6 protein-coding genes, 3 tRNA genes and 3 rRNA genes are annotated in these 13854 nt (G+C 43.3%); 5 read left to right on the forward strand and 7 right to left on the reverse strand.

The window, feature by feature from the left end; genetic code table 11:
* Window positions 1–334: 334 nt before the first annotated feature.
* The 5 genes from rrf to WJM97_RS10305 form a co-directional block, all read right to left on the reverse strand.
* Window positions 335–452, reverse strand: a 5S ribosomal RNA gene (rrf, locus tag WJM97_RS10285).
* A gap of 126 nt (window positions 453–578) precedes the next feature.
* Window positions 579–3403, reverse strand: a 23S ribosomal RNA gene (locus WJM97_RS10290).
* A gap of 130 nt (window positions 3404–3533) precedes the next feature.
* Window positions 3534–3606: transfer RNA gene (locus tag WJM97_RS10295), tRNA-Ala, on the reverse strand.
* Window positions 3607–3660: 54 nt separating this feature from the next.
* Window positions 3661–3734: transfer RNA gene (locus WJM97_RS10300), tRNA-Ile, on the reverse strand.
* Window positions 3735–3856: 122 nt separating this feature from the next.
* Window positions 3857–5343: ribosomal RNA gene (locus WJM97_RS10305) — 16S ribosomal RNA — on the reverse strand.
* The 16S, 23S and 5S rRNA genes sit together here with 2 tRNA genes alongside, the layout of an rRNA operon.
* A gap of 305 nt (window positions 5344–5648) precedes the next feature.
* Between WJM97_RS10305 and glyQ the strand changes: the two genes are divergently transcribed.
* The 4 genes from glyQ to WJM97_RS10325 all read left to right on the forward strand — a co-directional run bounded on the left by glyQ (window position 5649) and on the right by WJM97_RS10325 (window position 9710).
* Window positions 5649–6539 carry a glycine--tRNA ligase subunit alpha gene (gene glyQ / locus WJM97_RS10310; RefSeq protein ID WP_353932935.1) on the forward strand — a complete coding sequence of 297 codons (891 nt, stop codon included), beginning with the start codon at window positions 5649–5651 and terminating at the stop codon, window positions 6537–6539.
* A gap of 71 nt (window positions 6540–6610) precedes the next feature.
* On the forward strand, window positions 6611–7096 hold the full coding sequence (locus WJM97_RS10315; RefSeq protein WP_353932936.1) for a DUF4079 domain-containing protein: 486 nt from the start codon (window positions 6611–6613) through the stop codon (window positions 7094–7096).
* Between the two features lie 77 nt (window positions 7097–7173).
* Complete coding sequence (locus WJM97_RS10320) at window positions 7174–9531, forward strand: ComEC/Rec2 family competence protein (protein WP_353932937.1); 2358 nt, start codon at window positions 7174–7176, stop codon at window positions 9529–9531.
* A gap of 94 nt (window positions 9532–9625) precedes the next feature.
* Window positions 9626–9710: transfer RNA gene (locus WJM97_RS10325), tRNA-Ser, on the forward strand.
* A 55-nt stretch (window positions 9711–9765) separates the two neighbouring features.
* Here WJM97_RS10325 and WJM97_RS10330 read toward each other — a convergent pair.
* Entirely contained in the window at window positions 9766–10686 is a 921-nt protein-coding gene (locus WJM97_RS10330; RefSeq protein WP_353932938.1) for a histone deacetylase, read from the reverse strand.
* A gap of 28 nt (window positions 10687–10714) precedes the next feature.
* Between WJM97_RS10330 and WJM97_RS10335 the strand changes: the two genes are divergently transcribed.
* Window positions 10715–10867 carry a hypothetical protein gene (locus tag WJM97_RS10335; protein WP_353932939.1) on the forward strand — a complete coding sequence of 51 codons (153 nt, stop codon included), beginning with the start codon at window positions 10715–10717 and terminating at the stop codon, window positions 10865–10867.
* Window positions 10868–10892: 25 nt separating this feature from the next.
* On the opposite strand, the gene WJM97_RS10340 is transcribed toward WJM97_RS10335, so the two are convergent.
* Window positions 10893–13658, reverse strand: coding sequence for a hypothetical protein (locus tag WJM97_RS10340; RefSeq protein ID WP_353932940.1), 2766 nt, complete (start codon window positions 13656–13658; stop codon window positions 10893–10895).
* Window positions 13659–13854 lie beyond the last annotated feature (196 nt).

Raw genomic sequence — 13854 nt, forward strand, 5'->3', positions numbered from 1 at the left:
AGTTCTGAGGTAGAAGTCAGAACTTTTATAGATGGAAACTTTACTTTAAATTTGCAATTGTGTCAAAAGACAATCTGTCAAACCCAAATTCAATAAGATGACCAAACCACGAAATTTTCATGACCAACACCTGAATCAATTGATGTTGCGTCTTTTCAAAAATCTTTATTAATAGGATAATTTGGAGAGTGACAGAAGATGGTTATCCCGAACACATGTTAAACAATGAATGCGTAACTTATTTTCAATCAGTAGTCACCCATTGTAATAGTATAAAAACCAAAAAACAAAAACCCCTCTATTAATAGAGAGGAGGGTTTTGTGTGAATTATTGCCCTGGCATCGAGCTATTTTGGCGTGGGGCAACCCCCAGACTATCGTGGCCGCAACAGCGTTTCACCTCTGAGTTCGGGAAGGGGTCAGAGTGGTTCCACCGCGCAATAGACACCAGGAAAACTTTTAATTGCTAATTTGTAATTCGTAATTCGTAATTCGTGATTAAAGAATTAAAAATAACAAATCAAACAGCAACCCTGAAGACTGCAAGTAACGCGAAATATGATTGACCAATGAGATGAGAGGTCAAGCCCTCGGTCTGTTAGGACTTCTCAGCTACATACATTACTGTACTTCCACTTAAAGCCTATGAACGGGTGTTCTGCCCGTGACCTTACCTACTTAAAGTAGTGAGAACACTCATCTTGAGGTGGGCTTCCCACTTAGATGCTTTCAGCGGTTATCCGCTCCGAACGTGGCTACCCAGCGTCTACTGTTGGTACAATAACTGGTACACCAGCGGTTCGTTCCTCCCGGTCCTCTCGTACTAAGGAGGACTCCTCTCAATGTTCTTACGCCTGCACCGGATATGGACCGAACTGTCTCACGACGTTCTGAACCCAGCTCACGTACCGCTTTAATGGGCGAACAGCCCAACCCTTGGGACGTACTTCCGCCCCAGGCTGCGATGAGCCGACATCGAGGTGCCAAACCTCCCCGTCGATGTGAACTCTTGGGGGAGATCAGCCTGTTATCCCTAGAGTAACTTTTATCCGTTGAGCGACGGCCATTCCATGCTGAACCGTCGGATCACTAAGGCCTACTTTCGTACCTGTTCGACTTGTCGGTCTTACAGTCAAGCTCTCTTATTGCCTTTACACTCGCCGCACGGTTTCCAAGCGTGCTGAGAGAACCTTTGCGCGCCTCCGTTACCTTTTAGGAGGCGACCGCCCCAGTCAAACTGCCCACCTGAAACTGTCCTCTCTCCGGCTGACGGAGATGAGTTAGAATTCTAGCTTCGCCAGAGTGGTATCTCACCGTTAGCTCCCTTCTCCCCACAAGGAGAAGTTCATCGCTTCCCACCTATCCTGCGCAAGCCAAGCCCGAACACAATTCCAGGCTACAGTAAAGCTTCATAGGGTCTTTCTGTCCAGGTGCAGGCAGTCCGTATCTTCACAGACATTCCTATTTCGCCGAGTCTCTCTCTGAGACACCATCCAGATCGTTACGCCTTTCGTGCGGGTCGGAACTTACCCGACAAGGAATTTCGCTACCTTAGGACCGTTATAGTTACGGCCGCCGTTCACCGGGGCTTCAGTCGCTAGCTTCATGTTGCCACTGACCAACTTCCTTAACCTTCCGGCACTGGGCAGGCGTCAGCCCCCATACGTCCTCTTTCGAGTTTGCGGAGACCTGTGTTTTTGGTAAACAGTCGCCTGGATCTCTTCACTGCGACCCACTCTCGTGGGCACCCCTTCTTCCGAAGTTACGGGGCCATTTTGCCGAGTTCCTTAGAGAGAGTTATCTCGCGCCCCTTGGTATTCTCAACCTCCCTACCTGTGTCGGTTTCGGGTACGGGTAAGATATCTTCATCACATTACTAGCTTTTCTTGACACTATCCTTCACCAAACGGAGTTCGTAAACCCCTCCCAAACCAATCAGGGTATGGCTATCTTTCATGCGTCCCTAGCAATGCTCCCATATCTTAGTCAGGGATTGTTGACCCTGTGTCCATCGACTACGCCTTTCGACCTCGCCTTAGGTCCCGACTAACCCAGAGTGGACGAACCTGGCTCTGGAACCCTTAGGGTTTCGGGGCATTGGATTCTCACCAATGTTTGCGCTACTCAAGCCGACATTCTCACTTCCGTTTCGTCCACAGCTGCTCGCCGCTACTGCTTCTCCCTACTACGGAACGCTCCCCTACCGATTAATGTTTAGTTAATCCCACAGCTTCGGTACATCACTTAGCCCCGTTCATTTTCGGCGCAGGATCGCTTGACTAGTGAGCTATTACGCACTCTTTCAAGGGTGGCTGCTTCTAGGCAAACCTCCTAGTTGTCTGTGCAATCCCACCTCCTTTATCACTTAGTGATGATTTGGGGACCTTAGCTGGTGGTCTGGGCTGTTTCCCTCTTGACGATGAAGCTTATCCCCCACCGTCTCACTGGCAATGTGTTCACTGGGTATTCTGAGTTTGTCTCGATTTGGTACCGGTCTCCCAGCCCGCACCGAAACAGTGCTTTACCCCCCAGTTTTAATCATTACCGCTGCGCCTCAACACATTTCGGGGAGAACCAGCTAGCTCCTGGTTCGATTGGCATTTCACCCCTAACCACAACTCATCCGCCGATTTTTCAACATCGGTCGGTTCGGACCTCCACTTGGTGTTACCCAAGCTTCATCCTGGCCATGGTTAGATCACCAGGGTTCGGGTCTATAAATACTGATTATCGCCCTCTTCAGACTCGGTTTCCCTTTGGCTCCAGCATTCTCGCTTTAACCTACCAGTACCTATAAGTCGCCGGCTCATTCTTCAACAGGCACGCGGTCATCCGTTAAATCGGACTCCCACTGCTTGTAGGCTAACGGTTTCATGTTCTATTTCACTCCCCTTCCGGGGTTCTTTTCACCTTTCCCTCGCGGTACTTGTTCACTATCGGTCACACAGTAGTATTTAGCCTTACGAGATGGTCCTCGCTGATTCACACGGAATTTCTCGTGCTCCGTGCTACTCGGGATTCAGCTACTATCCTTCAACTTTCGACTACAGGACTTTCACCCCCTCTGGTGCAGTATTTAGCTGCTTCGTCTAGTCTCTAGATTCGATATCGCTGTCCCACTACCCCAACAAGTAAACCTGTTGGTTTAGGCTCTTCCCCTTTCGCTCACCACTACTCAGGGAATCTCTTTTGATTTCTCTTCCTCCAGCTACTAAGATGTTTCAATTCGCTGGGTTGGCTCTTTCCTGTCTATATATTCAACAGGCAGTATATAGGGTTGCCCCATTCGGACACTTCCGGCTCTCAGTTTGCTTCCAACTCCCCGGAACTTTTCGTAGGTAACCACGTCCTTCTTCGCCTCTGTGTGCCTAGGTATCCACCATTAGCCCTTATTAGCTTGACCACAATCCATTGGTTTCTTCCATCTGACAGTCTTTCGACTGCCTGCTTCGCGTTACTATGCAGTTTTCAAGGTTCTGACTGGCTTTCACCAGCAGTCTAGCTTTTCACTAGTTGCTGATTTTTTCCAAATGTGGAGATTAGCGGACTCGAACCGCTGACATCCTGCTTGCAAAGCAGGCGCTCTACCAACTGAGCTAAACCCCCAAGAACAATTCAAAAGTCAAAAGTAATTATTTTTGATTTTTGAATTCCTTCAGGTGGGCCATCCTGGACTCGAACCAGGGACCTCACCCTTATCAGGGGTGCGCTCTAACCACCTGAGCTAATAGCCCTTAATCGAACCAAATATATAGTTTGAAAGAATATAAAACAATCTACGACCGACCTAGAGTAGACCAATTTAGTCTCTAATTGCTGATTGCTTTCGATTTCTAAATGGATTAGGTCTCCCTAAAAAGGAGGTGATCCAGCCACACCTTCCGGTACGGCTACCTTGTTACGACTTCACCCCAGTCACCAGTCCTACCTTCGGCATCCCCCTCCTTGCGGTTGGGGTAATGACTTCGGGCGTGACCAACTTCCATGGTGTGACGGGCGGTGTGTACAAGGCCCGGGAACGAATTCACTGCAGTATGCTGACCTGCAATTACTAGCGATTCCTCCTTCACGAAGGCGAGTTGCAGCCTTCGATCTGAACTGAGCTACGGTTTATGAGATTTGCATCACATCGCTGTGTAGCTGCCCTTTGTCCGTAGCATTGTAGTACGTGTGTAGCCCAAGGCGTAAGGGGCATGCTGACTTGACGTCATCCTCACCTTCCTCCGGTTTGTCACCGGCAGTCTCTCTAGAGTGCCCAACTTAATGCTGGCAACTAAAAACGAGGGTTGCGCTCGTTGCGGGACTTAACCCAACATCTCACGACACGAGCTGACGACAGCCATGCACCACCTGTCTCTGCGCTCCCGAAGGCACTCTCAGCTTTCACCGAGATTCGCAGGATGTCAAGCCTTGGTAAGGTTCTTCGCGTTGCATCGAATTAAACCACATACTCCACCGCTTGTGCGGGCCCCCGTCAATTCCTTTGAGTTTCACACTTGCGTGCGTACTCCCCAGGCGGGATACTTAACGCGTTAGCTACGGCACGGCTCGGGTCGATACAAGCCACGCCTAGTATCCATCGTTTACGGCTAGGACTACTGGGGTATCTAATCCCATTCGCTCCCCTAGCTTTCGTCCCTCAGTGTCAGTTACGGCCTAGCAGAACGCTTTCGCCACCGGTGTTCTTCCTAATATCTACGCATTTCACCGCTACACTAGGAATTCCTTCTGCCCCGAACGTACTCTAGTTCTGTAGTTTCCACTGCTTTTATCTGGTTGAGCCAAATTCTTTAACAGCAGACTTTCAGTTCCACCTGCGGACCCTTTACGCCCAATCATTCCGGATAACGCTTGCATCCTCCGTATTACCGCGGCTGCTGGCACGGAGTTAGCCGATGCTTATTCCTCAAGTACCGTCATTTTTTTCTTCCTTGAGAAAAGAGGTTTACGACCCAAGAGCCTTCCTCCCTCACGCGGTATTGCTCCGTCAGGCTTTCGCCCATTGCGGAAAATTCCCCACTGCTGCCTCCCGTAGGAGTCTGGGCCGTGTCTCAGTCCCAGTGTGGCTGATCATCCTCTCAGACCAGCTACTGATCGTCGCCTTGGTAGTCCCTTACACTACCAACTAGCTAATCAGACGCGAGCTTATCTTCAGGCAATAAATCTTTCACCTTCCGGCATATCCGGTATTAGCAGTCGTTTCCAACTGTTGTCCCCGACCTAAAGCCAAATTCTCACGCGTTACTCACCCGTCCGCCACTATCTCCGAAGAGACCGTTCGACTTGCATGTGTTAAGCATACCGCCAGCGTTCATCCTGAGCCAGGATCAAACTCTCCGTTTTGGTTTGTTTGTAGCTCTTTCGACTGATTTAATACCTCAGTCAGGTAGTAATTATCTTTACTTGACGCAGGACTTGTTATATACTGTCTTTCAAACTATATTATTTTCAAGGTTCGGTGTCCTTCCGAGTCCGCTCTTTGGCGGCTCTCTGTCCGGCACTTAATTAATATAACGAACCTCCTTTGGTTTGTCAACTCTTTTTTCAAAGTTTTTTGGGAAAAATTTTTTTAACGGCTGAAAGCTGCTCAGAATGGTAGTTTTAGGAAACAATGGTTTAGGAATTGTTGACTTAAGGAAGAGTAGATAGTGAATTTTCAGTCAGTAATAGCGGTTTTACATCAATTTTGGGGTGAGCGTGGTTGTCTGATTGCTCAACCCTATGACATGGAGAAGGGAGCGGGAACTAAGAACCCACAAACTTTTTTAAGGGCTTTGGGGCCAGAGCCGTGGGCTGTGGCTTATATTGAACCTTGTCGTCGTCCGACGGATGGACGTTACGGGGAAAATCCGAATCGGTTTCAACATTATTATCAGTACCAAGTTTTGATTAAGCCTTCGCCAGATAACATTCAAGACATTTATCTTGATTCTTTGAGAGCTTTGGGTATTCGTCCAGAGGATCATGATGTGCGGTTTGTGGAGGATAATTGGGAGGATGCAACTGTAGGGGCTTGGGGTACTGGTTGGGAAGTGTGGCTGGATGGGATGGAAATTACCCAGTTTACTTACTTCCAACAATGTGGGGGTATTGATTGCCGTCCGGTGTCTATTGAGATTACCTATGGTTTAGAGAGATTGGTGATGTATCTTCAGCAGGTGGAGTCTATTACTAAGATTCAATGGACAGATGATATTACCTACGGGGATGTTTTTCTTCAGGCTGAGATTGAGCAGTGTACTTATAATTTTGAAGCCTCGAATCCTGAGATGCTGCTGAATCTATTTAATATGTATGAGCAGGAAGCATCCCAATTGACTGAACGGGGTTTGGTTTTACCTAGTTTGGATTATGTGATGAAGTGTTCCCATACTTTTAATTTGCTGGATGCCAGAGGTGTAATTTCGGTGACGGAACGGACTCGCTATATTGCTAGGATTCGTCATTTGGCTAGGAAGGTTGCTCATTTATATGTTGAACAAAGAGAAAAATTGGGTTTCCCGTTACTTAAAAATGGCGTAAGTTTAACAGTAGGCTAAGTGTTAAATTTTGTAACTCCTCCGATTGTGGGGGAGTCTTTTTTAAATCCAACAATGATGGTGTGTGTGAAATGGTTAATATCAGTGAAGCTTTAGAACCTATTGCGGCTTGGTTTCGTTCTTTGGGTGTTCCTGAACCTGTTGTGCATTGGGGACATCCAGTAATGATGGGGATTGTGATTTTTGTGGTGGGTACTTTTGTAGGTGTGTCTGGTTGGCGAGGTAAATTACTACAAAATACAGATAAGGATGCTGCTGTCAAAAGTAAGAATGCCCATCGTCTGTTAGCACCTTGGTTATTTATATTTTTGGCTGGTGGTTATACAGGTGGTGTGTTGTCTTTGGTAATGCAGCAGAAACCGCTTTTTGAGAGTCCTCATTTTTGGACTGGTTCAATTGTGCTTTTACTGTTGTTGGTTAATGGTGCAATTTCTCTAAGTGGGTTTTTTGGAGATAAAGCCGGTTTGCGGGCTTTTCATGCCTATTTAGGGAGTACAGCACTTTTGATTTTATTTGTTCATGCTGTATTAGGATTCAATTTGGGTATATCTTTGTAGGATTGATATTTTCCAGATTTTGATTTTTGTTGGGTTGCGCTGTTGCTGAACCCAACCTACATTTTTATTTATATTTTATGATGCCAAGTAATAGTGTAATTATTTGTCTTGCCTATATTTTAGGGTTGCTGTTTACGGTATTTCCTTGGGGTGGTGTGTGGGTTTTTGGACTGGGGATATTAGCCGCAGTTTTTTTTCGTGCGATTTATATTAATTTCCAAAAATTAACTCAAAAAAGGGATAAATCTCTTACAAAAGGTAGGTCAGGAAATAATCTTCCTCTGGCTACTCCCCATCCTAATGTCTGGTTGATAGCTGGTTTTGTGGGTTTGTTGGCTACTTTTTATTTTCAATTGCGAGTACCACAGCCAGGTACAAAGGATATTAGTCAGTTTATTTCTGATGAAAATAATAGTAACCAAGAACAGTTAGTAATTGTACGTGGTAATGTTGCGAGTAATCCTCGTTTAACTCGTAGTCAAAGGGGGCAATTTTGGCTAGAAGCGACGCAGTTGGATGAGGTGAAAAATGATCAAGGTGCTTCTGATGTGCCACAAGGAGTGACAGGTAAGTTATATGTGACTGTGCCGATATTGCAGGCGACTGGTTTATATCCTAGTCAAGAAATTGCGGTGACAGGGATGTTGTATAAACCAAAAGCTGCGGCAAATCCTGGGGCTTTTGATTTTCAAAAGTATCTGAAACAGGAGGGTACTTTTGCGGGTTTGGTTGGTAAACAAATCAATATTATTGATGAGGAAAGAAAATGGGGATGGTGGCAGGTTCGGGAACAAATTGTAAAATCGCAAGTTCGTTTTTTAGGTGTTCCTGAAGGGCCTTTAGTGAGTGCGATGGTTTTGGGGGGTAAGGCTGTTGATTTACCTTATGATGTGCGGGATTTATTTGTAAAGGTTGGTTTAGCTCATGCTTTGGCTGCTTCTGGTTTTCAAACTTCGTTAATTTTGGGGATAATTTTACAGTTAACTAGAAAGGCCAATAAAGGAATTCAAATTTTTTGTGGTGGGTTGGGCTTAATTTCTTTCTTATGTTTGGCGGGTTTTCAAGCTTCGGTACTTAGGGCAGTAATTATGGGTTTTGCTGCTTTAATTGGGTTGGCTTTGGAGAGAAAAGTTCGACAATTAGGATCTTTATTATTAGCTGCTACTTTATTATTAGTATTTAATCCTGTTTGGATTTGGGATTTAGGTTTTCAACTGAGTTTTTTAGCAACTTTGGGGTTGATTGTTACAGCTACGCCGATAACTAAACGTTTGGATTGGTTACCTCCCATTATTGCTTCTTTAATTGCTGTTCCTTTGGCAGCTACGATTTGGACTTTACCTTTACTTTTAAATATTTTTAGTGTGGTTGCTGTTTATAGTGTGCCGTTAAATATTATTACTACGCCGTTAATTTCTGTGATTAGTATTGGTGGGATGATTAGTGGTTTGGCAAGTTTAATTTTGCCGGATTTAGGTAGCACTTTAGCTAGTTTTTTATATTATCCCAGTCATTGGCTAATTAAAATTGCTGAATTTTTTGCTATTTTGCCAGGAAGTTCGGTTGCTGTTGGGAGTATTTCTACTTGGCAGATGCTGATAATTTACGGGTTAATTATTCTGACTTTGTTGATGCGCTGGTGGCAAAAAAGATGGTGGCTTGCGGGTTTAATGGCTGTAGTTTTGATTGTTGTTCCTGTTTGGCATTCGACGAATAATTTGTTAAGAATTACATTATTAGCGACTGATAAAGAACCGGTTTTGGTAATTCAAGATAAGGGCAAAATAACTTTAATTAATAGTAGTGATGAAGGTACGGGACGGTTTACAATTTTGCCGTTTCTACAACAACAGGGAATTAATAAAATTGATTTAGCAATTGCTAGTAAATTTCTGGTTAATGAAAATGATGCTTGGCTAGAAATTCTGCACAGTTTACCAATTAAAAATTTTTATGCTTACGCTTCTAAATTAGAAAATAATCTGGAGATTCAAGCTATTCAACAAAAACTACAAAAGCATCAAGGAATTTATCAACCTTTAGCATTAGGTCAGGTTGTCAATATTAGTGCTGGTATTGCCCAATTTGTAAATGATACTTTACCGATTTTAAAGCTACAAATTTTTGGACAAAATTGGTTATTGGTTGGTACTGTTAAATCTCAACAAATAGAACAATTAGTTAAAAATGGTGATTTATCTTCTCCCCAAGTGCTTTGGTGTCCACCGGAATCTTTACAGGATTTGGTGGAGGTGCTAAAACCATCTGTGGCGATCGCAACTACAAATAATCTGAATAGTAAAACTTTATCTGCTATCAGTAAAGGAAATACTAAATTGTTTTTTACTGGTAGAGATGGGGCAATTCAATGGACACCTAATGGTGATTTTGAGGCTTTTATTCAGGTGACAGAAAACAAATCTTCTAATTTGTAGTCAGTTATCAAATAGAATGCTATTATGTTTAATGGGGTATGATAAAGATATCCTTGTTCACTAAGGTTCAGTGAATTATATAAATGAATAATTTGGAGAGGTGTCCGAGTGGTTGATGGTGACGCACTCGAAATGCGTTTTGGGGAAACCCAACGGGGGTTCGAATCCCCCCCTCTCCGTTGATTTTTGAGGAGTTTTTCTCACGCAGAGGCGCAGAGTCGCAGAGAGAAGATTTTACGTGATATTTAAACAAGATTCGATTGTGTAAGTTACTGATTTTGATAGGGTTGGTAAATCATAGCCTCCTTCTAAGCCAAAGAGGATGTTTGGGGTGATGCTTAAACAGTATTGAGTGAATAAGCCAAAATCTTCGGGTTGTAAGTTTATACTTGCTAAGGGATCGTCTGCTAAGGCATCATATCCGGCGCTAACTATGAGTATGTCTGGTTGAAAGTTGGTTAAAAAGGGGATGATCTTTTTTTCCCAGAGTGGGTTGTAGGTGTTAATGTCGCTACCTGGAAGTATGGGTATGTTTAAAACGTTGTTGTGGAAACCTTGTTCTGATTCTTGGCCAGTACCAGGGTATGCGGGAGATTGATGTAAGGAACAATAGATTATTTGGGGGTTTTTTTCTACTATGGATTGAGTACCGTTACCGTGATGAACGTCCCAGTCGAGGATAGCGACACGGTTAATTTCTGGTTGTTGTAAAGCATATTCAGCGGCAATTGCGACGTTGGAAAATAGGCAAAAGCCCATTCCTCTATCTCTTTCGGCGTGATGTCCTGGTGGCCTTGCTAATACGAATGCAGGTTTATGTCTGCTCAAAACTTCCTGAACTCCATCTAACCAAGCACTGACTGCTAATAATGCTACATCATAGCTGCGGGGAGAAATTGGGGTGTCTCCATCTAAGTAACCTCCACCGTTTTCAGCTATGGCTTTGATGAGTCTGATATGTTCGGTGGTGTGGACTTTTTCTACCCACTGTATGAGGTCTTTGGTGACTGGGGTGGGGTTTACCCATGTAATTTTTTCGGCAAATTCAGCATTTTTTAAGGCTTCTACAATGGCTGTTAACCGTTCTGGTTTTTCAGGATGATAGTTTCCTGTGTCGTGATCTAAAAATTCGTCTGAATAAATAATTGGTAGCATGGTGGGGTGATGTTGGGTTGATTTGTCGGTGATTATACCAAACATCAATTTTCAGGAAGATCAGAAGTCAGAACTAAACGCAGATGTATGCGAATGGATTTGTAGTTTGTTATCTTATATTATTAAGAAATGCGATCGCTTTGATGAAGTAAAAGTGGCTAGAGGGCGATCGCAATATTGAAGTATTTAATTAGTTGGTATGAACCTTAAACAATAGTTCCACTAATGGAATATTGCCCTAAACTTCCGTAATCACTGTATCCTGTCCCTAGTGGATTTCCTTCTCCAGTACCAGTAACGCTTAGGAAATACTGCCCTGCACCTAGAGTAGTGCTAATACTAGCAGACAAATTTCCAACTGGATTAGAACCCAGAATAAATTGACCAGCAGAATTATACAACTCAGCTAAAATGTCTAGGTTAGCACCACGCTCAAAGGCATTAATATCTAAATCAATGTTGCCTGTTGTTGTGGTAAAGCTAAACCAGTCAGAGTCGTTATTGGTTTCGATGATGCCATAGTTTTCTACCACTCCTCCTATACTCGATAAAGCAGCAGCACTAGAGGAATTATCACCATAGTCATCCACTCGATAACCAAATCCATTCTGACTCGTAATAATGGCTAAATCATCTTCTTGATTTTCAGCATCGCTATATTCACCTTGACTCCATTGAGTCAATTCACTATAATAGCCAACGCCCAGAATGGGAGCCCATCCTGTTTCTCCACTACCATGACCTTGATAATATTCAACAGTAGAAGTTCCATCATGGGAAAGTCCTAGTGTATGACCCACTTCATGGCTAATGGCTTCAGCCGTAAATTTCTCATTACCATTCCCAAGATTATCTTCAAAGACAAAGGTGGGAGTATCACTATACCAGTTGAAAGAATCAAGATAAGCTACACCACCTGCACTCCCATACCAAGAACCATCTCCACCAATAGAAACACGAACACCCCATTGAGTATCACTACCACCGCTGTTAATTAACTGATCAGTTGATGGGGCTGCGGTAGTAACATTGACATCAAAAGGGCTAAAATCTTCGGAAACTCGCTGCCAAATTCGCCAAATTGTTTCTAGTTCGGCATTAGAGAAACTAGCGGTATTACCATCCGTATCATAGGCTGCTGTGACAATATTATTTCCATAGCTGTTATTCCATAAAGTTCCGTTGGTAGTATGTCCATCAAAATCGAGATAGATGATATGGTCTGCATCTGAATTGCTATTCAAATTAAAGACTTGGGTAGAGTCAAAGGGGAGATATGTATTAGGTACGGATACATCAGCAATCGCTTCTAAATCACCTTGTGTGGTAGTTAAACTATAAGTACCTGTTGCTCCAGAGCCAAAAGAAGTTGCTCTGACCAGATAATTAACTCCACTCTGAACAGTAAAGCTTAATTCTGAATTAAGACCAGGTCCACCATCATCATCGAAAGAAATGACCTGTCCTGTAGCAGCATTAACTAACTGAAGATAGGTATCAAAGCTACCATCCAGGTTAATCTGTACAGTTTGACCAACAGTCAAATCATCCAACCGATAGTCATCATAATAACTTCCACTACGAGTCGGATTATTACCGTCACTACTACTTAAATCACCAGAAACTTGATCAGCAATCGCTTCTAAATCACCTTGTGTGGTAGTTAAACTATAAGTACCTGTTGCTCCAGAGCCAAAAGAAGTTGCTCTGACCAGATAATTAACTCCACTCTGAACAGTAAAGCTTAATTCTGAATTAAGACCAGGTCCACCATCATCATCGAAAGAAATGACCTGTCCTGTAGCAGCATTAACTAACTGAAGATAGGTATCAAAGCTACCATCCAGGTTAATCTGTACAGTTTGACCAACAGTCAAATCATCCAACCGATGGTCATCATAATAACTTCCACTACGAGTCGGATTATTACCGTCACTACTACTTAAATCACCAGAAACTTGATCAGCAATCGCTTCTAAATCACCTTGTGTGGTAGTTAAACTATAAGTACCTGTTGCTCCAGAGCCAAAAGAAGTTGCTCTGACCAGATAATTAACTCCACTCTGAACAGTAAAGCTTAATTCTGAATTAAGACCAGGTCCACCATCATCATCGAAAGAAATGACCTGTCCTGTAGCAGCATTAACTAACTGAAGATAGGTATCAAAGCTACCATCCAGGTTAATCTGTACAGTTTGACCAACAGTCAAATCATCCAACCGATGGTCATCATAATAACTTCCACTACGAGTCGGATTATTACCGTCACTACTACTTAAATCACCAGAAACTTGATCAGCAATCGCTTCTAAATCACCTTGTGTGGTAGTTAAACTATAAGTACCTGTTGCTCCAGAGCCAAAAGAAGTTGCTCTGACCAGATAATTAACTCCACTCTGAACAGTAAAGCTTAATTCTGAATTAAGACCAGGTCCACCATCATCATCGAAAGAAATGACCTGTCCTGTAGCAGCATTAACTAACTGAAGATAGGTATCAAAGCTACCATCCAGGTTAATCTGTACAGTTTGACCAACAGTCAAATCATCCAACCGATGGTCATCATAATAACTTCCACTACGAGTCGGATTATTACCGTCACTACTACTTAAATCACCAGAAACTTGATCAGCAATCGCTTCTAAATCACCTTGTGTGGTAGTTAAACTATAAGTACCTGTTGCTCCAGAGCCAAAAGAAGTTGCTCTGACCAGATAATTAACTCCACTCTGAACAGTAAAGCTTAATTCTGAATTAAGACCAGGTCCACCATCATCATCGAAAGAAATGACCTGTCCTGTAGCAGCATTAACTAACTGAAGATAGGTATCAAAGCTACCATCCAGGTTAATCTGTACAGTTTGACCAACAGTCAAATCATCCAACCGATGGTCATCATAATAACTTCCACTACGAGTCGGATTATTACCGTCACTACTACTTAAATCACCAGATAGATTTTGAATACTCATATTGTTTTGACTCTTGGGTTTTGTTTCTAACTATTAGACCTCTCCAGAAATTAAAAAGGCCTTATATGGCCTATGTGAGTTGGAGGCGGAAAGAACGCAATCTTGTTTGTAAGGCTAGGACTTGCTGCTCAAGTGAAGTCTGAAAACCTTAAAATGACTGAGGCATTTTTAACTCACATAAGGCGTTTTGTACTAT

Origin of the sequence: Okeanomitos corallinicola TIOX110, from assembly GCF_038050375.1 — a bacterium.
Classification (GTDB): Bacteria; Cyanobacteriota; Cyanobacteriia; order Cyanobacteriales; family Nostocaceae; genus Okeanomitos; species Okeanomitos corallinicola.